Raw genomic sequence first — 23,437 nt, forward strand, 5'->3', positions numbered from 1 at the left:
CGCGCGGCCCCCCCGCGCCGGGCGCCGGCCGGGGTTTGACCCGCCGGGGCCCCCCCCCGGGAGAGCATCCGGTGCGGGCCCACTGTCGTACGCGGCCTGAGGCGAACTACGAAAGCAGCTCGCGCGCCAGCTTGGCGGTCTCGGTCGGCGTCTTGCCGACCTTGACGCCCGCGGCCTCCAGGGCCTCCTTCTTGGCCTGTGCGGTGCCGGAGGAACCGGAGACGATGGCGCCGGCGTGGCCCATGGTCTTGCCCTCGGGGGCGGTGAAGCCCGCGACGTAGCCGACGACCGGCTTGGTGACGTGCTTGGCGATGTAGTCCGCCGCACGCTCCTCGGCGTCGCCGCCGATCTCGCCGATCATGACGATCAGGTCGGTGTCGGGGTCGGCCTCGAACGCCTCGAGGGCGTCGATGTGCGTCGTGCCGATGACCGGGTCGCCACCGATGCCGACGGCCGACGAGAAGCCGATGTCACGGAGCTCGTACATCATCTGGTACGTCAGCGTGCCGGACTTCGAGACCAGGCCGATGCGGCCCGGCTTCGTGATGTCGCCCGGGATGATGCCGGCGTTCGACTGGCCCGGGGTGATGAGACCGGGGCAGTTCGGGCCGATGATGCGGGTCTTGCCACCCTTCGACTTCGCGTACGCGTAGAACGCGGCGGAGTCGTGGACGGCGATGCCCTCGGTGATGACGACGGCGAGGGGGATCTCGGCGTCGATGGCCTCGACGACCGCGGCCTTGGAGAAGGCCGGCGGGACGAAGAGCACGGACACGTTGGCGCCCGTCTTCTCGATCGCCTCGGCGACGGTGCCGAAGACCGGGACCTCGGTGCCGTCGAAGTCGACGGAGGTGCCGGCCTTGCGCGGGTTCACACCGCCGACGATGTTCGTGCCGTCACCCAGCATGAGCTTGGTGTGCTTCATGCCCGTGGCACCGGTCATGCCCTGGACGATGACCTTGCTGTCCTTGTTGAGGAAGATAGCCATGGCTGTTCTGTCCCTCGTCCCTTACTTCGCGGCCGCGAGCTCGGCGGCCTTGTCGGCCGCGCCGTCCATGGTGTCCACGCGCTGCACGAGCGGGTGGTTGGCGTCGGAGAGGATCTTGCGACCCAGCTCGGCGTTGTTGCCGTCGAGGCGGACGACGAGGGGCTTCTCGACCTTCTCGCCCTTCTCCTCGAGGAGCGCGAGCGCCTGGACGATGCCGTTGGCGACCTCGTCGCAGGCGGTGATGCCACCGAAGACGTTGACGAACACGGACTTGACGTCCGGGTCGCCGAGGATGATCTCCAGGCCGTTCGCCATGACGGCGGCGGAGGCGCCACCGCCGATGTCGAGGAAGTTGGCCGGCTTCACGCCGCCGTGGTTCTCACCGGCGTACGCGACGACGTCCAGCGTCGACATGACCAGACCGGCACCGTTACCGATGATGCCGACCTCGCCGTCGAGCTTGACGTAGTTGAGGCCCTTCTCCTTGGCAGCGGCCTCGAGCGGGTTGGCCGCGGCCTTGTCCTGCAGGGCCTCGTGGTCGGGGTGCCGGAAGTCGGCGTTGTCGTCCAGCGACACCTTGCCGTCGAGGGCGATGACCTTGCCGGAGGCGACCTTCGCCAGCGGGTTGACCTCGACCAGGAGGGCGTCCTCCTCGACGAAGGTCTTCCACAGGGTCTGGAGGATCTCCGCGACCTGGTCCGCGACCTCGGCCGGGAACTTCGCGTCCGTGACGATCTTGCGGGCGACCTCGGGGGTCACACCCTCGTTGGCGTCGATCGGCGTCTTGGCGACGGCCTCCGGACGGGTGGCCGCCACCTCCTCGATCTCCATGCCGCCCTCGACGGAGGCGATGGAGAGGAAGGTGCGGTTGGTGCGGTCCAGGAGGAAGGAGACGTAGTACTCCTCCACGATCTCCGGGGCCGTCTCGGCGATCATCACCTTGTGGACCGTGTGGCCCTTGATGTCCATCCCGAGAATGTTGGTGGCGTGCTGCACGGCCTCGTCGGTGGAGGCGGCCAGCTTCACGCCGCCGGCCTTGCCGCGGCCGCCGACCTTCACCTGCGCCTTGACGACCGACTTGCCGCCCAGCTTCTCGGTGGCCTCGCGCGCCGCCTCAGGCGTGTCGATGACTTCACCGGCCAGCACCGGTACACCGTGCTTGGCGAAGAGGTCCCTCGCCTGGTACTCGAACAGGTCCACGCGCGTCCGTCCCTATCAGTGATCTCGCGGTTCGTTATCTGCGTGGGCGTGCCGCGAAGGGCAACGTGACTCCGCTGTCACAAGGGAGGCGTACGAGGCGTACACAGTGGCCGGGTACGCGGCATGTCCGTCTCGCAGGTTATCGCCGCTGCGCGATGCCTTCTAATTCGCAGATCACACCTGAGCGGTGATACCGGTCACAGAGCGTCCTGTTTGCGGCACTGATCAGCACTTGTTTCCGGGCTTCGGGGGCGGTATACGGCCTCACCGTGCTGGGGTGCGCACGGTGAGGCCATCCGAGGGGCCCCGCTGTTCAGGGGCCCGGTCGGGGCGGTCCCGTCCCCGACGGGGACCGCCCGGACCGGCCGCCGGGTGTCCCCCGCCCGTCCGATGGTTTTCGGCCGTACGGGGGTCGGCGGCATCGGTCTGTGGACGCCGGGATCCGCTACGGGATCAGACGCCGGTGCCGTACTGCAGGTAGCTCGGGGCGACCGAGCCGGCCAGGCCCTGCACACCGGTGACGGCGTTGCCCGCGAGCGGGTCGGCGTCCGCGACGACGGTGCCGGTCAGGTCCTGGGCGAACGGGCCGACCTGGCCGGTGACGCCGGTGACCAGCGGGTCGACGTGCTCGCCGACCACGTTCTGGACGAACGGCGCGACGTTGTCGCCGACCACGGCGCCCGCGAACGGGGCGACGTCGCCGGTCACACCCTGGGTCAGACCGTGGGCGCTGCTGCCGACGCCGTACACGACCGGGCTGACCTGGTCGACGACCGTCTGGACGAGCGGCTGCACGGCGCCGACGACGCCCGTGGCGAACGGCGCCACGTCGTCGGCGACCAGACCCTGCGCGAACGGGCCGACCTCGCCGACGACACCGGTCGCCAGCGGGTGGACCTGGCCGGTGACACCGGTGGCGAACGGCGCGACGTCGTCGGCGACGACCGTGCCGACGAACGGCGTGACGTCGCCGGTGACGCCGTCCGCGAGGACGGTCACGTCGCCGACCGCCTGGCCGGCGACGGGCAGCACGCCGTGGACGGCGGTCGCGGCGACGGGCGGCAGCACGGCGCCGGTCGCGTCGCCGGTCACCTCGCCGACCGTCTGCCCGACGACGGGCAGCACGCTGTCGACGGCGTGCCCGGCCACGGGCGGCAGCGCGGCGGCGGCCGTCTCGTCCACGACCGGGCCCGCGGCCTGCTGCGCGGAGGCGGCCGTCGTGGTGATGGTGCCGGGGGCCTGGGCGATCCGGGCGTGGAGCTGCTGCTGGAGCTCGGGGGCGAAGTCGGACAGCGGGCCGAAGAGGTAGTCGACCTCGGCCTGCTTCGCCTGCTCGGCGACCTGCGCGACGTGGTCGCCGTGCCCGCGCAGGGCCGGGGCGGCCTGCGGCGCCTCGGCCTTGTCGGCGAGCTTCTTCACGGTGTGCTGCGTTCCGGCGACGGCGTCACCGGCCTGGTCGCCCGCGGAGACGTCCGGGACGGACAGCTCGGGGGCAGAGACGTCGGGGGCCGAGACGTCCGGGGTGGTGGCGTCGGGCACCGCGAGGCCGGTGTCCGAGAGGTCGGGCACCGAGAGGTCGGGGACCGACAGGGAGTGGGCGGGCAGCTCGTCGGCGCTGGCGACGGCCGAGCCGAGGGCCCAGGCACCCGAGACGCCGGCGGCTATGACGATCGAGCGGCGGAGGTTCTTGTTCATGGCGTACGTGCTTCCTTCACATTCCGGCTGGGGTCCGGCGGGCCGGGTGCTCCGGCCCCCGGATACGGGGCAGACCTGTTCCGCCCCCGCGCGACAGGTCACGAGCGGGGAAACGGGCTGCCCTAGCCGGGGAATGCGGGAATGTCCTGGTGCCGGTCGATGACGGCCGGGCCGGACCCGGGCGCGACGACGCGGGCCGGGAGGACGACGGGGAGACGGTCGCCGAACGCCGCCGCGTGGAGGTCGCCGTGCCGCGGCGAGCCCCCGTCCCCCGCGACCGCACCGGCCGAGGGGGCACCGTCGGGACGCGCCGGGGTGCCGGGGCCCGCGGGCCGGGCGGCCTCCGGGACGGCGCCGGCCGCGGCGTGGGCGCCGTGGCCGTACGCGGCGCCGAACGCCGCCGTCGTGGAGCACGCCGCCGGCGCGGCCGACGGGGTGCGGTGCGGGCGGTCGCCGGACCGGTCCGCGTGCGGGTGCGGGGGCGTGCCGGCGTCGGGTGCCGGCGCGGTGCCGGGCTGCGCCGGTACGGGCGCCCCGGGGAGGTCCTGTCCGGGCAGTGCGGGCAGCCCGGGCAGTCCCGGCCAGCCCGAGGCCCCGGAGGCCAGCGCCCCGGGGGCCGCGGCAAGGCCTTCGACGACCTCTTCGCCCAGCTCCCGGACCGGCCCCGCGACATCGCGCACGACACCGAGCAGGGGCTCGGTCACGGTGGCCCGTACGGGGGCCGCGGCGCCCTGGACGAGCGTGGCGGCGGGTGCGAGACCGGCGTCCCGCGCGGCACCGCCGGCGGCGTCCCGGAGCACGGGCCCGAGGACCTCGGTCCGGACGGGACCGGCGACCCGGTGCTCCACCGGCGCGGCGGCGCGGTCGAGCGCGGGCTCGACGACCCGGTCGTTCGCCGGGGCGGTGCCCCGGTCACGGACGGGCTCCACGAGCGCCTCGCGGACCGGCTCGGCGGCCTGCTCCCGCACGGGCCCGGAGGCCCGCTCGAGCGCCGGCCCGGTGAGCTCCTCGCCGACCGGCCGCGTACCCCGCTCCCGTACGGGCTCCACGGCCCGCTCGGAAACGGTGGACGGGCCGGATGCCTCGTGAACGGGCTGGGTGACGGGCTCGGCAACCGTGGAGCGCAGGGCGTCGGCGGCGTCTGACGCCTCGTCCGCGTGAGCCCGGCCGCCGCACAGGACGCCGAGGGCGACCAAACCGATGACGAGCAGCGCCAGTTGCAGCGCACGCCGGCCGGCCACCGCACGCGGAGCGCGCACGGCGGGGGCGGAAACGGTCATCGGGGAAGTCACGGTGAGCCGATCCTCGCACGGCACGAGGGCGCCCGCGCAAGCCCCGCGTTACCGATGGGTAGGCATATCCGCTTCGCCGTGGCTCCGCCGGTTTACGCCCCCGCGTCCGGTATCGGCAGCGGTCTCTTCTCCAGGGCCGCCGCCATGACGTCCGGGAAGAGGTCGGGGGTGCAGGCGAACGCCGGCGCCCCGAGCGCGGCCAGCGCCGCCGCGTGCTCCCGGTCGTACGCGGGGGCTCCCTCGTCGGACAGCGCGAGCAGCGTCACGAACTGCACACCCGACGCCTTCATCGCCGCGACCCGCTTCAGCATCTCGTCGCGGATGCCGCCCTCGTAGAGGTCGGAGATCAGCACGACGACCGTCTCGGCGGGGCGGGTGATCTGCGACTGGCAGTACGCGAGCGCCCGGTTGATGTCCGTGCCGCCGCCGAGCTGGGTGCCGAACAGCACGTCGACCGGGTCGTCGAGCTGGTCCGTCAGGTCGGCGACCGCCGTGTCGAAGACGACGAGCCGGGTCCGGATCGACCGCATCGAGGCGAGCACCGCCCCGAACACCGAGGCGTAGACGACCGACGCGGCCATCGAACCCGACTGGTCGATGCAGAGGACGACTTCCTTCTTCACCGCCTGCGAGGCCCGCCCGTACCCGATCAGCCGCTCGGGCACGACCGTGCGGTACTCGGGGAGGTAGTGCTTGAGGTTGGCCGCGATCGTGCGGTTCCAGTCGATGTCGTGGTGGCGGGGGCGGGTGACGCGGGCGCTGCGGTCGAGGGCGCCGGTGAGGGTGGCGCGGGTGCGGGTCGCCAGCCTCTTCTCCAGGTCCTCGACGACCTTGCGGACGACGGCGCGGGCCGTCTCCTTCGTGGTCTCCGGCATCGCCTTGTTCAGCGACAGCAGCGTGCCGACGAGGTGGACGTCCGCCTCGACCGCCTCCAGCATCTCCGGCTCCAGCAGCAGGGCGGAGAGGCCGAGTCGGTCGATGGCGTCGCGCTGCATCACCTGGACGACGGAGGACGGGAAGTAGGTACGGATGTCTCCCAGCCAGCGAGCCACGCTCGGGGCGCTCGCCCCGAGCCCCGCGGTACGGGCCCCCCGGCTCTCGGGCTTTCCCTGGCCCGGCGCGCCTCCTCCGTACAGCGCGCTGAGCGCGCCGTCCATCGCGGCGTCCTGTCCCGTGAGTTGGTGTCCGGTGCCGTCGGCCTGGTCTCCGCCCAGCACCATCCGCCATCGCCGCAGCCGCTCCGTCTCGTCACTGGCCACGCTCATCTCCCCACCTCCGCATGTCGGTTGTCCCGCGTACTCGTCTGCCATGTCCTCGAAGTCCGGCGAGCGCGCCTCTCGCCGTGGCTGGTCGCGCCCACCGGCCCGCACCCGGCGACGAACCCCTCATCCGCTCCCCGCCCCCACCCCGAGCAACAGCCGAACGACCGGCACCACCGCCTCCGCCCGCTCCAGATCCACCGATTCGACGCCGCCGAAACCGAATCCGGGCTCGGCGGAGCCGCCCGGTCCGCGCCGGACGAGCTCACCGAGAGAGCGCCGCACGCCGGGCTCGAACACCGAGAACGTCCGCCGCAGCAACGGCAGTACGTCCGTGAACGCCTCCGCCCGCACCCCCGACAGCCACGCGTCGACCAGCCCGAGCAGCCGCTCGTCGTGCACGAGCAGCAAGCCGCCCCCGGCCCCGCCCCCGACGAACCCCTCGATCCACGCCGCCGCCTCCCCCGGCTCCGTCCCGGGCGACAGCGCGAGCCCCATCAGCCGTGCCGCGTCCTCGTCCCCTAGCTCCCCCTCGTCGAGCAGGATCCGCGCGCACCGCCCCCTGATCGCCCCGGCCACCCCGTCGCGTACGGCGAGCCCGCGCAGGACGGACCGCCAGCGGGCCCGCATCTCGGTGTCGTCAAGGAGCCCGACGGCCGCGTGCACGGCGTCGACGTGCCCGCGCATCGCGGTGGCCGCGTCGGTGTCGAGCCCGGCGCAGGCGGGCGGCAGCCCGACGAAGACGCGCTCGGCGAGGCCGGCCGCGACCTCGGTGAGGGCGGCGGTGTCCGTGCCGCGCACGTCCCCGTAGCGCAGGGCACGGACCAGCGCGGGCAGCGCCTGGGCGAGATGACCGACGTCCGCGTCCAGGGCGGCCCGGTCTGCGAGGACCCGCATCACCACGGGCAGCGCCTCGGACAGTCCGGCGAGCAGGCAGTGCTCGGCGAGCGAGGTGACGTCGGCGAGCGCGCTCGCGCCGATCGCGTCGGCCTCCGCCTTCGCGGTCGCGGCGCCGAGCACGGTCGTCCCCCACACCCCGGCCTCGGCGACCCGCACCGACAGCTCGGGCTCCCAGCGCAGCCGCCAGGTCTCGCGGAACGTACCGGTCGAGCCGCGCACCGAGCGTGCCGGTTCGCCCCAGGCGACGCCGAGCAGCCGCAGGCGGTGCAGCAGCCGGCTGCGCGCCGCGTCCGTGTCCCCCCGCAGGTCGAGGTCGAGCTCCTTCTCCAGCGCGGCCGGCTTGAGGCGCAGGCTGCGCTGCTGCCGCGTGAGGTCGCGCTGGAGCGGCACGGCGGGCGCGCTCTCCGGCACCTCGCCGAGCACGTCCCCGACGACGAGCCGGTCGTGGATGAGGGACAGCGGCACGTCGGAGCCCTCGCACAGCACGGCGCGCGCGGCGTCGAGCGTCTCGGTGAGCCCGGCGAGCGGCCGGCCGCGCAGTACGGCGAGCGTCTCGGCGAGCCGCGCCGCCTCGATGACGTGCGCGGAGGACACGACGCGGTCCTCTTCGCGCAGCAGTCCGGCGATCCTGGTCAGCCAGCGCTCGACCGGCCGGTCGGGGGCGCTGAACAGGTGCCCGTACCAGCCGGGCGACTCGATGCCCGCCCCGTAACCGCTGGCGCGGGCGAGCCGTCGGTGCGTCCAGGGGACCCAGGTCATGTCGACCTTGGCCTTGGGGAGGCCCTTGAGCAGGGCGCGGTCGGCGGTGACCGTCGTCTTCGTGCGCAGCGCCGGCACGTGCCAGGCGCCGCAGACCACGGCGACCCCGTCCGCGCCGAACTCCTTCACCGCCGCCCGCACCTGGAGCCGCATGTACGCCTCGCGCACCGCGTCGCGGCGGTCCTCGCCCGCCTCGCCGCAGGCCGCTCGCAGCTCCTCCATGGCCTCGCCGAGTGCGGCGAAGGCGTCTCCCCGGCGGTGCTCGACGACGTCCTCCCACCAGCGCTCCGCGTCGTCGTACCCGGCGGCCTCGGCGAGCACCCCCAGCGGATCGATCCGGACCTGCTCCCCCTCTTCCCTCTCTTCGCCCTTCTCCACGTCCTCGGCGTCGCGCAGGGCCAGGCTGTGCGCGGCGGGCAGGTCGATGAAGCGGACGGGCACGTCGTGCGCGAGCGCCCAGCGCAGGGCGGCCCACTCCGGCGAGAACTCGGCGAACGGCCAGAACGCCGACTTCCCCGGCTCGTCCACGAGGTGCGCGAGCAGCGCGACCGGGGGCCGCATGTCCGGGTCGGCGGCGAGCGGCACCAACGCGTCGGCCTCCGGCGGGCCTTCGATCAGGACGACACAGGGTGCGGCCGCGTCCAGCGCGTGCGCGACGGCGCGGGCGGAGCCCGGCCCGTGGTGGCGGATGCCCAGGAGGAGCGGTCCCCCGGGCGGCGGCGTACGCGCGCCTGCGGTCATGCGCTCACCTCGCGGCAGGCGCGGTAGAAGTCCTTCCAGCCGTCCCGCTCGCGCACCACGGCCTCCAGGTACTCCTGCCAGACCACCCGGTCCGCCGCCGGGTCGCGGACGACGGCGCCGAGGATGCCGGCGGCGACGTCCGAGGGCCGCAGCACGCCGTCCCCGAAGTGTGCGGACAGGGCGAGGCCGTTGGTGACGACGGAGATGGCCTCGGCCGTGGAGAGCGTGCCGCTGGGCGACTTGATCTTCGTACGACCGTCGGCGGTCACCCCGTCGCGCAGCTCGCGGAAGACGGTGACGACCCGGCGGATCTCGTCCACGCCGTCCGGTGCCGTGGGCAGCTCCAGGGAGCGGCCTACCTGTTCGACCCGGCGCGCGACGATGTCGACCTCGGCCTCGACGGTGGCGGGCAGCGGCAGGACCACCGTGTTGAACCGGCGGCGCAGGGCGCTCGACAGGTCGTTGACCCCCCGGTCCCTGTCGTTGGCCGTCGCGATGACGTTGAACCCGCGGACCGCCTGCACCTCCTGGCCCAGCTCCGGGATCGGCAGCGTCTTCTCGGACAGGATCGTGATGAGCGTGTCCTGCACATCGGCCGGGATGCGGGTCAGCTCCTCGATGCGGGCCGTCATGCCCTCCGTCATCGCGCGCATGACGGGGCTCGGCACGAGGGCGTCGCGGCTGGGGCCGTGCGCGAGCAGCTGCGCGTAGTTCCACCCGTACCGGATCGCCTCCTCCGGTGTGCCGGCCGTGCCCTGCACGAGCAGGGTCGAGTCGCCGCTGACCGCGGCCGCCAGGTGCTCGGACACCCAGGTCTTGGCGGTGCCGGGCACGCCGAGCAGGAGCAGGGCGCGGTCGGTCGCGAGCGTCGTCACCGCGACCTCGACGATGCGCCGGGGCCCGACGTACTTCGGCGAGATGACGGTGCCGTCGGGCAGGGTGCCGCCGAGCAGATACGTCGCGACGGCCCAGGGCGACAGCCGCCAGCGGTCCGGCCGCTGCCGGTCGTCCTGCGCGGCGAGCGCCGCGAGTTCGTGCGCGAACGCGTTCTCCGCGTGGGGGCGCAGCACCTGCGCCCCGGCCTGTTCCCCGACGCGTCCCTCGGTGCGTCCCTCGGTGTGTCCCTCGACGGAAACGGACATGCCTCTCCCCCTCCAGATCAGCCCGGTCAAGCCATGCTCCGAAGGTAGGTCCCGCCACTGACAATCGACCTCGCGCCGGGTATCGGCGCAGGTCAGGACGGTTCCGGGGTGGATTGTCAGTGGCGGGACCTACCGTCGACGACATGACTCAGCAGGGGGTGCGCTGGACGACGGACCAGGTGCTGGCACTGGCACCTGACGTCGCGTCACGCAAGGCGGGAAGCAAGCTCGGGACGGCGGGGCCGTGGTCGGGGACGGGGAGCACGGACGAGGGGGCGGTGTGGGGGCAGTGCAAGGGGAGCGGCAGCCGGCCGTACCTGACGGTCGTGGACATCGGCGGGGCACAGGGCGCGGCGTACAAGTGCAGTTGTCCGAGCCGTAAGTTCCCGTGCAAGCACGCGCTGGGGCTGCTGCTGCTCTGGGCGGGCGGGACGGCGCAGGTGCCGGGTTCGGCGGCCGCGCCGGACTGGGCGGAGGAGTGGCTCGCGGGGCGGCGCGAGCGGGCCGAGCGGCAGCGGGCGGCCCCGCAGGGCGCGCCGGCGGCCCCGGCCGATCCGGAGGCGGCGCGGCGCAGGGCGGAGCGGCGCGCGCAGCGGATCACGGCGGGGGCCACGGAGTTGGAGCAACGGCTGACGGATCTGCTGCGCGGGGGCCTGGCGCAGGCGGAGCAGGCCGGGTACGGGCTGTGGGAGGAGACGGCGGCGCGCATGGTCGACGCGCAGGCGCCCGGACTGGCCGCGCGCGTAAGGGATTTGGGGGCGATACCGGGGTCCGGGCCAGGCTGGCCCGCCCGGTTGCTGGAGGAGTGCGCGCTGCTCCACCTCCTGGACCGGGGCTGGCTGCGGCAGGCCGAGCTGCCGGAGGAGCTGGCGGCGACGGTGCGTTCCCGTGTCGGCCTGCCCGCGTCGGCGACGGGTGAGCCGTTGCGTGATCGCTGGCTGATCCTGAGTCAGTACGACACGAGCGACGGTCATCTGACGACGCGCCGCATCTGGTTGTACGGCACGGAGTCGGGCCGCACCGTGCTGCTCCTCTCCTACGGTGCGGCGGGCCGTGCGCCGTCCCTGGTGCTGCCGCCCGGGCTGACTCTGGACGCTTCGGTCTCCGGGCGCCCGGGATCCCTGCGGGCCGAGCTGACCGAGCAGTTCGGGGCGCCGGTGGCCGGGGGCGCGAGACCGGCCGGCGTCGATGCCGGCTCGGCGCTGGCCCGCTACGGCGATGAGCTGCGGTCGGATCCGTGGCTGGAGTCCTGGCCGGTGACACTGACGGGCGTCGTCCCGGCCCACGACGCGGACGGAGGCGGGGGCTGGCAACTGGCGGACGCCGACGGCAAATCCGCCCTGCCCCTCACCCCGGCCGCTACGGCGTCCCCCGGCCTGTGGCGCCTGGTCGCCCTGTCGGGAGGCTCCCCGGTGACGGTCTTCGGCGACTGCGGCCACGCGGGCTTCCGCCCCTTGTCGGCATGGTCCGGGACACCGGACGCGCCGCTGATCCCCCTGACCGACTGACCCCCACGCCGCACCTTCGTACGGACGCAATGACGCAATGACGCACTGACGCACTGGGAGGCCTACCTCATGATCGCTTCGTCCGGTGTCGGCTCGTCCTGGGACGAGCTGGTCAGCACCGCTCTGCTCGGGACCGGGCGCCGCTCGTCCACCACACCGGAGGCGCTGCTCGACGCGGCCGCCCTGGAGACCGTGCGGCGGCGGGCGGGGCTGCGGCCGGTGGTCGCGGCGGCCCCGCCCGAGCCCGCGCTCGACGACCCGCGGCCCGCACTGCCGGCCGCGGCGCGGCATCGGCTCGCCGTGCTGCTCACGGACCGCGCCGGTTCGGGCGGGACGCGGCGCGGCTCGGCGCCCGACCTGCTGGAGCTGCTGCCGCAGTGGCTCGCCACGGCCAACGGCCACGGGTACGCGCCGCCGCCCGAGCTGCTTCCGGCGCTGCTGGACGCGGCGCGGGGGCGGACGGATCTGCGCCCGCAGGTACTGACGTTCGCAGGGCCGCGCGCATTGTGGCTGGCGCGGCTCAACGGCGACTGGAAGTTCGCGCTCCGGGCCACTCCGGGCGCGGGGGCCGCCCTGCCCGCGCCGGACGACACGGAGGGGGTCGGACGGCTGTGGGGCGAGGGGCTGTTCGCGGAGCGGGTCGCGCTGCTCGCGGCGGTGCGGGTCCATGATCCGGCGGCGGCGCGGGCGCTGCTCGCGGGGACGTGGCGTACGGAGCGGGCCGAGGACCGGCTGATGTTCCTCGACTCGCTGCGTACGGGGCTCGGTGACGCGGACGAGGAGTTCCTGGAGCAGGCGCTCGGCGACCGCAGCCGGAACGTGCGGGCGACGGCGGCCGAGCTCCTTTCGGCGCTGCCGCGTTCGGCGCTGGCCGCGCGGATGGCGGACCGGGCGCTGTCGTGCGTGGCGCTCGACCGGGCGGCGGGGGTCGTGGTGGTGGAGGCGCCGCACGAGTGCGACGCCGCGATGGAGCGGGACGGGGTCGTGGCGGTGCCGCCGGCCGGGCGGGGCGAACGGTCGTGGTGGTTCGGGCAGTTGGTGGAGGCGGCTCCGCTGGACCGTTGGGCGGCGCGGTTCGGGGGGCGTACGCCCGAGGAGATCGTGGCGCTGGAGGTCGCGGACGACTGGCAGGGCGAGTTGCACGGCGCCTGGTGCCGGGCGGCGGTGCGGCAGCGTGACACGGCGTGGTCGCGGGCGCTGCTCGGGCCGCCGACGGCGCCGGGGGCGGCGGGGCCCGGGGCGGTGTCGCTCGCGGAGCGGGCCAAGTTGCTGGGCGCGTTGCCGGGGGCGGAGCGGGCCGCGTGGGTGGCGGCGTTCATCGCGGCGCACGGGTTGTCGGAGGCGTTCCAGCTGCTCGGGGTGTGCGGGACGCCGTGGGCGCCTGAGCTGGGGCGGGCCGTGGTGGACGCGCTGAACATCGCGCGGGACGCGGGCAGTTACCCCTGGAGCTTCAGCGGGGTGATGGGCCTGGCCGAGCGGTGCCTGGATCCGGAGGAGGCGGTGCGGCTGGAGGGGCTGACGGCGGCGGTCGACGAGCCGGAGGGGGCGGCGCCCGGGGCCGGCGGGTACTGGGCGGAGGCGTTCCAGCGCCTGGTAGGAACGTTGCGCCTGCGGCGGGCCATGCGGGACGAATTGGCTCCGCCGGTTGCGGGGTAGCCCGGCTTCCCGCCGTGGGGCTTGGCGTCCTTGCCGGGTGCGGCCCGGTGGGGGCTGGTCGCGCAGTTCCCCGCGCCCCTGGAGATGCGGACTTCGTCCGCTACCTCCATCGGGGCGGTGACCCATCGGGGAAATGCGGCGCGTAGCGCCTGCATTTCAGGGGCGCGGGGAACTGCGCGAGAAGCCCCACCCGGCCGCACCGGAAACGCTCAGTCGGAGCTACGGCGCCGCCCCCGCCCCCGGCCGGCTAGGCCGGTTCGCGGACGTTGCCCCGGACCCACTCCACGATGGACGCCGTGGTCGCCCCGGGCGTGAAGATCTCCGCGACGCCCTTCTCCTTGAGCGGAGCGATGTCCGCCTCGGGGATGATCCCGCCGCCGAAGACCTTGATGTCCGCCGCGTCACGCTCGACGAGCAGTTCGATGACCCGGGCGAACAGCGTGTTGTGCGCGCCCGAGAGGATCGAGAGCCCGATCGCGTCGGCGTCCTCCTGGATCGCCGTGTCCACGATCTGCTCAGGCGTCTGGTGCAGGCCCGTGTAGATGACCTCCATACCGGCGTCACGCAGCGCCCGCGCGATCACCTTGGCCCCGCGATCGTGGCCGTCGAGTCCCGGCTTCGCGACGACCACGCGGATCGGACCGGCTGCCACACCCATCACTGCCTCCATGAAGTGACTGATCCCCGGGGCCCTGGACCGTCCCGGGTTCCGGGCGCCCGCTCCGGACACCCGCTTGCGGATACCCGATTCCGGACGCCCGAAGTGAACGAACGTTATCGACAGCATCCCGCAAGCGGCCGTTTCGCGGTGCGGAGCGAGGGGGAAATCACACGGTGGGACACGTTCACTGCGCATCGCGACCGTTCCGGGCGGCCCGCCCGCTCGTTCCGGATCCGAAGCGCGAGGAGCCGGAACAGAGATACGGACCAGCGGGGAAAGACGGCGCCATCGGTGACCGCTCGTGTTCGCGGGGACGCGGACAGCGACTGCGGTGGCGGACCTGATCACGGTGCAGCACCGTGAGAGGTGAGTCAGGGTGCCGACGCCACGACCGGGCGACGTCAAGCAACCAGGAACGAGCAACGCAGTGCATCCCTCCACCGACCGCACGACCACCACCATCACCACCCCTCTCACCAGCCAGCACCGGTAACACCCGCAGCACCACCGTCACCGCCTCGTCCTCGTCCGGCTCCCACGAGTGCACACGGGGGACGCAGATGTCCTCCCACGTGCCGACGGGAGGTCGACCGATGAAGTCCACGGACACCGCCGCCACCGACACGGTCACCGGCGCCGCGAACCCGGCAACCGCAGCGACATCCACCCCGCACGCCACACCCGCCGGCCCCGCGAGCACCGCCTCCAGAGCTCTCTCCACGGCCCTCACCACGCTCTCCGCCCTCGTGGCCCTCGCCGACCTCCCGCCCTTTCGGGCCCTCCCCCGCCGCCTCCTGCCGGGCCGGCTCGCCGGTCTTTCGACGGTCCTGGTGAAGGCGACCGCGCTGGAGCTCGCGATCCTCGCCGGACATCTGGTGCTGTACCCCTCGGGCCTCACCCCGGAGCGCCGCGCCCCGCGCGTCCCCGCCCCCGCCGACGTCCCCTCGGCCACCCCGGAGCGCCCGCCGGTGCTGCTCCTGCACGGGTTCATCGACAACCGTTCGGTCTTCGTGCTGCTGCGCCGCGCCCTGGCCCAGCACGGCACCCGGCATCTGGAGTCCCTCAACTACTCGCCGCTGACCTGTGACATCAAGGCGGCCGCGACGCTGCTCGGCCGGCACGTCGAGGAGCTGTGCGAGCGGACCGGACGGGACCGGATCGACATCGTGGGCCACAGCCTGGGCGGTCTGATCGCCCGTTATTACGTGCAGCGGCTGGGCGGCGACCGCCGCGTCCGCACCGTCGTCACGCTCGGCACCCCGCACAGCGGCACCCGCGTCGCGCCGCTCGCGGACGCGCATCCGATCGTGCGGCAGATGCGGCCGGGCTCGTCGGTGATCGAGGAGCTGAAGGAACCGGCACCGGGCTGCACGACCCGCTTCGTGAGTTTCTGGAGCGACCTCGACCCGCTGATGGTCCCGCTGGAGACGGCCTGCGTCGACCACCCGGACCTGATCGCGCAGAACGTGCGCGTGACGGGCATCGGGCACCTGGCCCTGCCGGTGCATCCGGCGGTCGCGGCGGCCGTCCGCGAGGCGCTCGCCCCCGACCCGGTGGCCGGGGCGAACGGCGGCGCCGACACGCGCGGCGGTCTGACGGTCGCCTGACGACGACCTTTTCCAGGGGCTGTGTTCGAACCCGCGGCCCCTGCGGACGCCCAACTCGGCCAGAGCGGTACGTACCCGCACGTCCCGGGCTCCGGCCTTTTCGAACTCGTCTCGAACTCAGCGCCAAGCGCATGCCCGCAGTTCACCGAAACAACGCCGATTGCCCCTTTCCTGGAGCGGGGAAACCTGCCGAAGATTGTCGTGTGCTCGTACCGCCGGGTACAGTCGCCGCACTGCTCTGGCAGCCCCTGTCGTCGAGGCGAAAGAGAAGTTGGTGAACGACCGTCATCCGTCGGGGACCGCGCACGACGCGACCTACGACGGTTACTCCACGACCAGCTTCGCCACTGACCCGCTCTTCGGCGACCTGGCGGGCACGGACCCCTACGACACCGGCTCCTACGGCCACGTCCAGGACTCCGGACAGTGGTACGGAGCGGACGGGCAGCACCAGCAACAGCAGTACGCGCAGGCCGCGGACCCGTACGCGACGTCCTCGTACGAGACGCACGGGACGGGCGGTTACGACACCTCGGGGCTGTGGACCGACACCGGGTACGGGCAGCAGCAGACCGGGCAGTGGGACACGCAGTCCTATACCGGACACACGGGTTTTGACGGTACGTCAGAGTTCGGGACGCAGACCTTCGACGCCTCCGGGTTCCAGCACCCGGGCTACGACTCCACCTCGGCCGGCTTCCCGGCCGCGACGGCGGACTACACGGACTACGCGGCGACGACGTCCACGTTCGACGCCTCCGCCTATGAGACCTCCTCCTTCGAAACATCCTCGTTCGAGACGTCCTCGTTCGAGGCGCCGGGCTTCGACGCGGCGAACTTCGAGACCGGGAGCTTCCCCGGCGCCGGCCACGAGACCCCGGCGCACGGGACCGCCACGTTCGACGCCCCGGGCTTCGAGACCTCCGGCTTCGACTCCGCCGGTCTCGACTCGGCCGGTTTCGACCACTCGACCCTCCTCGGCACGACGTCCTACGACACCGGCGCCTACGACGCCACCGCCTGGAACTCGGCCGGCACCGAAACCCGGACCGCGCAGGCCGCCCCGTCCGCGCAGGACACGCTCCACGCCCACGTACCGGACCAGTACGTGCCCGAGGACGCCTACGACGCGGCCGACAGCCTGGCCACCTCCCCCGCTCCCGCCCCCGCCGACGCGGAGCAGGACGACGCGACGGACGCCGGGGACACCGCGGGCGGCGAGGAGCAACCGAACCCCTGGGAGCCGGAGTTGGCCCGGGCCGCGGCGCCGCGGAGCGCCCCGCGCGGCCGCGCGGCGGCCCGTCGCCGTACGCCCGCCAAGCGTTCCGCCCTGCTGACCGTCGCCGTGCCCTCGGTCTGCGCGATCGGTGTGGCGGGGGTCGCGGCCGCGTCCGTCGGCGGTCTCGGCGGCGAGGAGCCCAAGGAGACGAAGGCCGCCGCGGCGCCCGACGTCAAGACCGTGAAGCCCTCGGTGGCGAACAACAAGCTGGACACCCAGCTGCGCGGACTCTCCGCGGACGCGGGCGACTTCGCCGACCGGGCGAGCCGCACGCAGGAGCGCATCGACCTGAAGGCGAAGCAGGAGGCGGACCGCAAGAAGGCCGCCGAGGAGGCCGCCCGCAAGGAGGCGGCCCGCCCCAAGTTCGCCCTGCCGGTCTCGGCCCGCGGACTGTCCGCCTATTTCGGCCAGGCCGGCATCAACTGGATGTCCTCGCACACCGGCATCGACTTCCCCGTCTCGTACGTCCCCGTGATGGCGGCGACCGACGGCACCGTCCGCACCCAGTGGAACAGCGCGTACGGGAACATGGCGATCGTCACCGCCAAGGACGGCACCGAGACCTGGTACTGCCACCTGTCCCGGCACACGGTGCTGAGCGGGCCCGTGAAGGCGGGTGACGTCATCGCGACGTCCGGCGACTCCGGCAACTCGACCGGCCCGCACCTGCACTTCGAGGTGCACCCCGGTGGCGGCGCCGCGGTCGACCCGCTGCCGTGGCTGCGCAGCCACGGCCTCGACCCGACCTGACGGCCCCGTCCGGCCCCGCCCTGCCGGGTTACAGCTTCTCGACCGGCGCGTAGCGCAGCAGCAGCCGCTTCGGCTTCGGGTCGCCGAAGTCGATCGTCGCCTCCGCCTTGTCGCCCTGCCCGTTGACCCCCACGACCGTGCCCAGGCCGAACTGGTCGTGCGTGACGCGGTCGCCGACCGCGAGGGCCACGACCGGCTTGTCGCCCGCCCGCCCCCGGCTCGTGGCGAACGCGGGCGTCGTGCGCGAGCGCGACGACAGGGTCGACGACAGCGAGGCCGCGACACCGCTCTTGCCGAAGCCGCCGCCGGAGCCGCCGAAGCCACCGCGGCCGGCCGTCGCCGAAGGCGTCGCCGGACCCGTGCGCTTCCAGTCCAGGTGCGCGGCCGGGATCTCCTCCAGGAACCGCGACGGCGGGTTGTACGAGGGCTGGCCCCAGGCGCTGCGCATCGAGGAGCGGGTCAGATAGAGCCGCTCGCGGGCGCGCGTGATGCCGACGTAGGCGAGCCGGCGCTCCTCCTCCAGCTCCTTGGTCTGGCCGAGGGAGCGCATGTGCGGGAAGACGCCGTCCTCCAGGCCGGTCAGGAAGACCGTGGGGAACTCGAGGCCCTTCGCGGTGTGCAGGGTCATCAGTGTGATGACGCCGCTGCCGTCGTCGTCCTCGTCGGGGATCTGGTCGGAGTCGGCGACGAGCGCGACCCGCTCCAGGAAGTCCGAGAGCGTGCCGCCGGAGGCCTCGGTCTGCGCGCCCTCCTCCGCGGCCGCGTTCTCCTGCTCGAACTCCAGGGCCACGGCCGCGAGTTCCTGCAGGTTCTCGATGCGGGTCTCGTCCTGCGGGTCGGTGGAGGCCTGGAGCTCGGCGAGGTATCCGGTGCGCTCCAGGACGGCTTCGAGGACCGTCGCCGGGCCGGCGCCGGACTCGACGATCGTGCGCAGGTCCTCCATCAGCGTGTTGAACCGCTTCACCGCGTTCGTCGAGCGGGACGCCATCCCGTACGCCTCGTCGACCCGGCGCAGGGCCTGCGGGAAGGAGATCTTCTCGCGCTGGGAGAGGGCGTCGATCATGGCTTCGGCGCGGTCGCCGATGCCGCGCTTCGGCACGTTCAGGATCCGGCGCAGCGGGACGGAGTCCTCCGGGTTGGCGAGCACCCGCAGGTACGCGAGGACGTCCCGGACCTCCTTGCGCTCGTAGAAGCGGACGCCGCCGACGACCTTGTACGGGAGGCCGACGCGGATGAAGACCTCTTCGAAGACACGGGACTGCGCGTTCGTCCGGTAGAAGACGGCGACGTCGCCGGCCTTCGCGTCGCCCGCGTCGGTCAGCCGGTCGATCTCGTCGGCGACGAACTGGGCCTCGTCGTGCTCGGTGTCCGCGACGTAGCCGGTGATCTGGGCGCCCGCGCCCGCGTTCGTCCACAGGTTCTTGGGCCTGCGGGACTCGTTGCGCTCGATGACCGCGTTGGCCGCGGAGAGGATCGTCTGGGTGGAGCGGTAGTTCTGCTCCAGGAGGATCGTCGTCGCGTCCGGGTAGTCCTCCTCGAACTGGAGGATGTTGCGGATCGTGGCGCCGCGGAAGGCGTAGATCGACTGGTCGGCGTCACCCACGACGCACAGCTCGGCCGGGCCGGGGTCGTCCGCGCTCGGCGGCGCGTCCACGCCCGCCTCCACCTCCGCGTCGTGGGCGGCGGCGGTGCCGACCAGCTCACGGACCAGGGCGTACTGCGCGTGGTTCGTGTCCTGGTACTCGTCGACCAGGACGTGCCGGAAGCGGCGGTGGTAGTGCTCGGCGACGTCGGGGAAGGCGCGCAGCAGGTTGACCGTCGTCATGATCAGGTCGTCGAAGTCCAGCGCGTTCGCCTCGCGGAGGCGGGACTGGTACATCGCGTAGGCCTGGGCGAGGGTCTTCTCGAAGCCGTCGGCGGCCTGGGCGGCGAAGTCCTCCTCGTCGATCAGCTCGTTCTTCAGGTTGCTGATCTTGGCGCTGAAGGACTTCGGCGGGAACTTCTTCGGGTCGAGGTCCAGGTCGCGGCAGACCAGGGCCATGAGCCGCTTGCTGTCGGCCGCGTCGTAGATCGAGAAGGAGGACGTGAAGCCCAGCCGCTTGGACTCGCGGCGCAGGATGCGGACGCAGGCGCTGTGGAAGGTGGAGACCCACATCGCGTTCGCCCGCGGGCCCACCAGGGCCTCGACGCGCTCCTTCATCTCGCCCGCGGCCTTGTTCGTGAACGTGATCGCGAGGATCTGGCCGGGGTGCACGCCGCGCTGGGCGAGCAGGTACGCGATGCGGTGCGTGAGGACGCGGGTCTTGCCGGAGCCGGCGCCCGCGACGATGAGCAGGGGGGAGCCGCCGTGCACCACGGCCGCCCGCTGGTTCTCGTTCAGCCCCTCCAGGAGGGCCTCCGGGTCCAGGGCCGGGCGGGGCGCCCCGTCGCGGTAGTGCGTGTCCCGGTCCACGGGCGCGTCGAACTTCCCCCCGAACAGGTCGTCCGGAAGCGGCTCGGGGGCCCCGTCGTGCTCGGGGTCCTCGGGCGGCGGCGGGGGCTCCTCCGCAGGGGACTGGAGGCCGGCCAGGAAGCTGTCGTCAAAGAGGCTGCTCATCGCTCTCCGAGTCTAGGCCGCCCCACCGACAGCCCGCCGTCACCTTCACGGAGACGCTCCTCGCATTCACGGTGACACCCCTCGCACCACCCTTTGCGACGGCCCGGTAACCCAGCGCGACAGCAAAGGCCGTTCGGGGCCCGCGGCGTAGAGATCATGGAAATGGTCACGAAAATGTATCGGGCATATCGAACATCAACCTTCACAGCAGCAACACGAGTTGGCTACGGTGCTGCGCGGGCAGCCCGTCCCCCCGCCCGCGAACAACGCGGCGAGCGGGCAGCCCCCGCCGAGTTCCGTACGCCGAGAGGCAGGGAACCGGGGACCCACCGACCTTGGGGTGAATCGGTCAACAGTCCGGCGGCGCCGGATGGTTGGCCGTAGGGCAGCCTTCCGTACGACGTGCACCACCGCGCACCGAAGCGACGGTGTACGAGCCCGAACCCGACAGCTAACCCGGTAGGCGGATTACGGAAGGAGTCGCCTGCCTTGGCGTCGCACCGCAAGCCGCGTACCCGCTCCCGGATGACCGGCGGCACCCGTACGACCCCCGCGGTCGGCATCACGACCGCCGCCCTCACCTCCGTCGCGCTGCTCTCGCAGACGGCCCAGGCCGCGCCGGCCCAGCCCGCGAAGCCGAGCCTCGAAGAGGTGCAGAAGAAGGTCGACACGCTCTACCGCCAGGCCGAGGTGGCCACGCAGAAGTACAACGCGGCCCAGGAGCGGACCACCGGCAAGAAGAAGCAGGTCGATCATCTCCTCGACGACATCGCGCAGCGCACGGAGAAGATGAACACGGCCCGCGAGGAGCTCGGCCGGTTCGCCGCCGCGCAGTACCGCACGGGCGGGGTGAGCGACACGGCGACGATGTTCCTCGCGGAGAACCCCGAGGACTACTTCGCCCAGGACCAGCTGATGAGCCGGCTGACCTCCCGCCAGAAGAAGGCGGTCGACGACTACCAGGTGCAGCAGCGCGAGACGGCGAAGAAGCGCACCGAGGCGCAGGAGAGCCTGAAGCAGCTGACGACGTCGCAGACCGAGCTGAAGACGTCCAAGCAGACCGTCCAGTCGAAGCTCGCCGACGCCCGGAAGCTGCTGTCGGAGCTGACGGCCGAGGAGAAGGCGCGGCTGGCCGCGATCGAGCGGCAGAAGCAGGAGGCGGCCCGCAAGAAGGCCGCCGAGCTCGCCGCGAAGCAGAAGGCCGAGGAAGAGGCCAAGCGGAAGGCCGAGGAAGCCGCCCGCCAGGAGGAGGGCTCGGGCACCGGTTCCGGCACGACGGACCCGGGCACGGGCTCCGGTTCCGACTCGGGCTCGACGGACACCTCGTACGCCACGAAGGCCGCGAAGGCCCTCGCCTTCGCCAAGGCCCAGGAGGGCAAGCCGTACGTGTGGGGCGCGACGGGCCCGGACTCGTACGACTGCTCGGGGCTGACCGGGGCGGCCTGGAAGGCGGCCGGTGTCACGCTGCCGCGCACCACGTGGGACCAGGTGGAGTTCGGCACGACGGTCCCGCTGTCCGACATCCAGCCCGGTGACCTGGTCTTCTTCTACGACGACATCAGTCACGTCGGCATCTACAAGGGCGACGGCATCATGATCCACGCCCCGAAGCCGGGCGCGTACGTGCGCGAGGAGTCGATCTACTACGACGGCACCGCGTCGATCCACAGCGTGGTGCGCCCCGCCTGACGCCGCTCGCGGTTACGTTCGGGCGGTGGACCGCGACCGCCCGGACGTGCCCGGGACCCCCGACACCGCACCCGCCTCACCCTGGGCGACGATCCCGCCGGCCGCCGGCGCCGCCGTCATGGCCACCGGCATCGTCTCGATCGGCCTCCACCTGCTCGGGCAGGACGTGCTGTCGACGGTGTTCCTCGTGCTGGGCTCGGCGCTGTGGGGGCTGCTCGCGGTCGTGTTCCTCGCCCGCCTGTTCGGGGACCGGGGCCGCTGGGAGCGGGAGGCGGACACGCCCGCGGCGCTCACGGCGGTGGCCGCGACGTGTGTGCTCGGCACGCGGTACGCGCTGGCCGGGAGCCTCGGGTTCGCCGAGGTGCTGCTGGGGATCGCGGTGGTGGTGTGGCCGGTGCTGTTCGTGGCCGTGGTGCGGCACTGGCGGCCGAAGATGCCCGGCGCCGTCTTCATCACGTGCGTCGCGACGCAGGCCCTTGCGGTGCTCGGGGCGACGCTGAGCGCGTCGGCGCACGTGGCGTGGCTGGGCTACGCGGCGGTGGGGTTCTTCTGGTTCGGGCTCGTGGTCTACGCGGCGGCGTTCGTCCGCTTCGATCTGCGGCAGGTGCTGACCGGGGCCGGGGACCACTGGGTGGCGGGCGGCGCGCTCGCGATCTCGGCGCTCGCGGCGGCGCGGCTCGTGCTCGCGGGGCGGGCGGGTGACCTGTGGAACAACCAGGACACCGAGGTCCTGCGGTTCATGGCCGGGCTGCTGCTCACGCTCGATCTCAGCTGGTACGTCGTGCTGTGCGTGGGCGAGGTGGTGCGGCCCCGGCCGCACTACGACGTGCGGCGCTGGTCGACGGTGTTCCCGATGGGGATGACCGCGGTGGCGACGCTGATGGTCGCCACCGCCGTGGAGACGTCGTGGCTGGAGACGCCGGGGCGGGTGCTCGTGTGGATCGCGGTCGCGGTGTGGCTCGCGACGGCGACGGGAGCGGTCAGGTCGTCGGCGGCGCTCAGGTCCACAGGACGGCGATGAGGATGTTCGCCACGGTCAGCGCGCCGACCGTGAGGAACAGGGGCTTCTCCGCCTTCTCCTCGTCCCGCTTCACGTAGACGATGCCGAGGATGACGATCAGGATCGCGAGCTTCACGCCGATCTTGATGTTGTCGACGCTGTAGTCCTGGGCCTGGTTGAGGCCGACGAGGGCGACGCCGGTCACCAGCATCGTCAGCGCGCCGTGCAGCATCGCCTTGTTGAAGCGGGCGGTGCCCTGCTTCAGCGCCGGCATCTGCGTGAGGAACCCGCCGAGCAGCGAGGCGATGCCGATGATGTGCAGGCCGACGAAGAGGTGCAGGAGTACGTCCATGAGGCGGAGCCTAGCCAAGCGCCGGCCGGCCCCCTTCACCGCTCCCCCGCCCCTCCCCACCGGTCACGCACGAACACCGGACTGTCACACTCCGCCACAGCACGCAACAAAGGGGCCAGTTGGGGACAGTCCGACACCAACCCGTTACGCCGAGGTTTAGCGTCCTTCCTCAGGTGACCGGCTCCCCACCGCCGCCCGGCCAGGGGCGGCAGTCGGCCACCACCGCCGAGAAAGGTCCGGCGGCGGCCCGCTCCCCCCCGAGCGGGGCCGCGCGCGCCGCGGGTGGATACCACACCCCGGGGGGGCGCTCACCGCGGTGGCCAGAGCGCCCGAGAGAGAGGTGGGGCGGGGCGGGGGCGGCCC

The 23,437-nt window shown here is 73.1% G+C and carries 16 protein-coding genes and 1 riboswitch; of the genes, 6 read left to right on the forward strand and 10 right to left on the reverse strand.

Going from position 1 to position 23,437, the window contains the following annotated elements:
- Positions 1-106: 106 nt before the first annotated feature.
- From sucD to ACFW9D_RS29070, 7 genes are all read right to left on the reverse strand, one after another.
- Positions 107-988 carry a succinate--CoA ligase subunit alpha gene (sucD, locus tag ACFW9D_RS29040; protein ID WP_188337298.1) on the reverse strand — a complete coding sequence of 294 codons (882 nt, stop codon included), beginning with the start codon at positions 986-988 and terminating at the stop codon, positions 107-109.
- 21 nt (positions 989-1,009) lie between these two features.
- Positions 1,010-2,188 carry an ADP-forming succinate--CoA ligase subunit beta gene (sucC, locus tag ACFW9D_RS29045; protein ID WP_188337299.1) on the reverse strand — a complete coding sequence of 393 codons (1,179 nt, stop codon included), beginning with the start codon at positions 2,186-2,188 and terminating at the stop codon, positions 1,010-1,012.
- Positions 2,189-2,641: 453 nt separating this feature from the next.
- The gene (locus ACFW9D_RS29050; RefSeq protein WP_384626606.1) at positions 2,642-3,883 is read right to left on the reverse strand and encodes a hypothetical protein; all 1,242 of its coding nucleotides are present in this window, start codon (positions 3,881-3,883) and stop codon (positions 2,642-2,644) included.
- Between the two features lie 122 nt (positions 3,884-4,005).
- Positions 4,006-5,163: a hypothetical protein gene (locus tag ACFW9D_RS29055; RefSeq protein ID WP_384626609.1), complete on the reverse strand. Its 1,158-nt coding sequence runs from the start codon at positions 5,161-5,163 to the stop codon at positions 4,006-4,008.
- A gap of 104 nt (positions 5,164-5,267) precedes the next feature.
- Entirely contained in the window at positions 5,268-6,440 is a 1,173-nt protein-coding gene (locus tag ACFW9D_RS29060) for a VWA domain-containing protein (RefSeq protein ID WP_384626612.1), read from the reverse strand.
- A 120-nt stretch (positions 6,441-6,560) separates the two neighbouring features.
- Positions 6,561-8,834, reverse strand: coding sequence for a DUF5682 family protein (locus ACFW9D_RS29065; protein ID WP_384626615.1), 2,274 nt, complete (start codon positions 8,832-8,834; stop codon positions 6,561-6,563).
- A complete protein-coding gene (locus ACFW9D_RS29070; protein WP_384626618.1) occupies positions 8,831-9,976 on the reverse strand; it encodes an AAA family ATPase in 1,146 nt (381 codons plus the stop codon). Before ACFW9D_RS29070 ends, ACFW9D_RS29065 begins: the two co-directional genes overlap by 4 nt.
- Before the next feature lie 143 nt (positions 9,977-10,119).
- Here ACFW9D_RS29070 and ACFW9D_RS29075 point away from each other — a divergent pair, with 143 nt between their 5' ends.
- Positions 10,120-11,484: an SWIM zinc finger family protein gene (locus ACFW9D_RS29075; RefSeq protein ID WP_384626620.1), complete on the forward strand. Its 1,365-nt coding sequence runs from the start codon at positions 10,120-10,122 to the stop codon at positions 11,482-11,484.
- A 69-nt stretch (positions 11,485-11,553) separates the two neighbouring features.
- The gene (locus tag ACFW9D_RS29080; protein ID WP_384626623.1) at positions 11,554-13,140 is read left to right on the forward strand and encodes a DUF5691 domain-containing protein; all 1,587 of its coding nucleotides are present in this window, start codon (positions 11,554-11,556) and stop codon (positions 13,138-13,140) included.
- 247 nt (positions 13,141-13,387) lie between these two features.
- Here the strand turns inward: ACFW9D_RS29080 and ACFW9D_RS29085 are convergent, their stop codons facing one another.
- A complete protein-coding gene (locus ACFW9D_RS29085; protein WP_188337306.1) occupies positions 13,388-13,798 on the reverse strand; it encodes a cobalamin B12-binding domain-containing protein in 411 nt (136 codons plus the stop codon).
- Positions 13,799-14,394: 596 nt separating this feature from the next.
- On the opposite strand from ACFW9D_RS29085, the gene ACFW9D_RS29090 reads away from it, so the two are divergent.
- Entirely contained in the window at positions 14,395-15,408 is a 1,014-nt protein-coding gene (locus ACFW9D_RS29090; protein WP_384626626.1) for an esterase/lipase family protein, read from the forward strand.
- Positions 15,409-15,682: 274 nt separating this feature from the next.
- Positions 15,683-17,437, forward strand: a complete 1,755-nt coding sequence (locus ACFW9D_RS29095) for a peptidoglycan DD-metalloendopeptidase family protein (protein ID WP_384626628.1) — start codon at positions 15,683-15,685, stop codon at positions 17,435-17,437.
- Between the two features lie 28 nt (positions 17,438-17,465).
- Here ACFW9D_RS29095 and pcrA read toward each other — a convergent pair whose 3' ends face one another.
- The gene (gene pcrA / locus ACFW9D_RS29100; protein WP_188337308.1) at positions 17,466-20,033 is read right to left on the reverse strand and encodes a DNA helicase PcrA; all 2,568 of its coding nucleotides are present in this window, start codon (positions 20,031-20,033) and stop codon (positions 17,466-17,468) included.
- 277 nt (positions 20,034-20,310) lie between these two features.
- Positions 20,311-20,515: riboswitch (cyclic di-AMP (ydaO/yuaA leader) on the forward strand.
- Between the two features lie 7 nt (positions 20,516-20,522).
- Here pcrA and ACFW9D_RS29105 point away from each other — a divergent pair.
- Both ACFW9D_RS29105 and ACFW9D_RS29110 read left to right on the forward strand, forming a co-directional pair.
- Positions 20,523-21,722 carry a C40 family peptidase gene (locus tag ACFW9D_RS29105; RefSeq protein WP_223205989.1) on the forward strand — a complete coding sequence of 400 codons (1,200 nt, stop codon included), beginning with the start codon at positions 20,523-20,525 and terminating at the stop codon, positions 21,720-21,722.
- Between the two features lie 25 nt (positions 21,723-21,747).
- Positions 21,748-22,743 carry a tellurite resistance/C4-dicarboxylate transporter family protein gene (locus ACFW9D_RS29110; protein WP_384626633.1) on the forward strand — a complete coding sequence of 332 codons (996 nt, stop codon included), beginning with the start codon at positions 21,748-21,750 and terminating at the stop codon, positions 22,741-22,743.
- On the opposite strand, the gene ACFW9D_RS29115 is transcribed toward ACFW9D_RS29110, so the two are convergent.
- The gene (locus tag ACFW9D_RS29115; RefSeq protein ID WP_384626635.1) at positions 22,721-23,074 is read right to left on the reverse strand and encodes a hypothetical protein; all 354 of its coding nucleotides are present in this window, start codon (positions 23,072-23,074) and stop codon (positions 22,721-22,723) included. The two genes, ACFW9D_RS29110 and ACFW9D_RS29115, sit on opposite strands and share 23 nt — an antisense overlap.
- Positions 23,075-23,437 lie beyond the last annotated feature (363 nt).

It is taken from the genome of Streptomyces sp. NPDC059524, assembly GCF_042749255.1.
Lineage (GTDB): Bacteria > Actinomycetota > Actinomycetes > Streptomycetales > Streptomycetaceae > Streptomyces > Streptomyces xanthii.

Coding starts and splice junctions, on each gene's coding strand:
- ACFW9D_RS29080 (WP_384626623.1), top strand. CDS start 11,554: ATGATCGCTTCGTCCGGTGTCGGCTCGTCCTGGGACGAGCTGGTCAGC.
- pcrA (WP_188337308.1), bottom strand. CDS start 20,033: ATGAGCAGCCTCTTTGACGACAGCTTCCTGGCCGGCCTCCAGTCCCCT.
- sucD (WP_188337298.1), bottom strand. CDS start 988: ATGGCTATCTTCCTCAACAAGGACAGCAAGGTCATCGTCCAGGGCATG.
- ACFW9D_RS29050 (WP_384626606.1), bottom strand. CDS start 3,883: ATGAACAAGAACCTCCGCCGCTCGATCGTCATAGCCGCCGGCGTCTCG.
- ACFW9D_RS29090 (WP_384626626.1), top strand. CDS start 14,395: ATGAAGTCCACGGACACCGCCGCCACCGACACGGTCACCGGCGCCGCG.
- ACFW9D_RS29060 (WP_384626612.1), bottom strand. CDS start 6,440: ATGAGCGTGGCCAGTGACGAGACGGAGCGGCTGCGGCGATGGCGGATG.
- ACFW9D_RS29055 (WP_384626609.1), bottom strand. CDS start 5,163: ATGACCGTTTCCGCCCCCGCCGTGCGCGCTCCGCGTGCGGTGGCCGGC.
- ACFW9D_RS29115 (WP_384626635.1), bottom strand. CDS start 23,074: ATGGACGTACTCCTGCACCTCTTCGTCGGCCTGCACATCATCGGCATC.
- ACFW9D_RS29075 (WP_384626620.1), top strand. CDS start 10,120: ATGACTCAGCAGGGGGTGCGCTGGACGACGGACCAGGTGCTGGCACTG.
- ACFW9D_RS29065 (WP_384626615.1), bottom strand. CDS start 8,834: ATGACCGCAGGCGCGCGTACGCCGCCGCCCGGGGGACCGCTCCTCCTG.
- ACFW9D_RS29085 (WP_188337306.1), bottom strand. CDS start 13,798: ATGGGTGTGGCAGCCGGTCCGATCCGCGTGGTCGTCGCGAAGCCGGGA.
- ACFW9D_RS29070 (WP_384626618.1), bottom strand. CDS start 9,976: ATGTCCGTTTCCGTCGAGGGACACACCGAGGGACGCACCGAGGGACGC.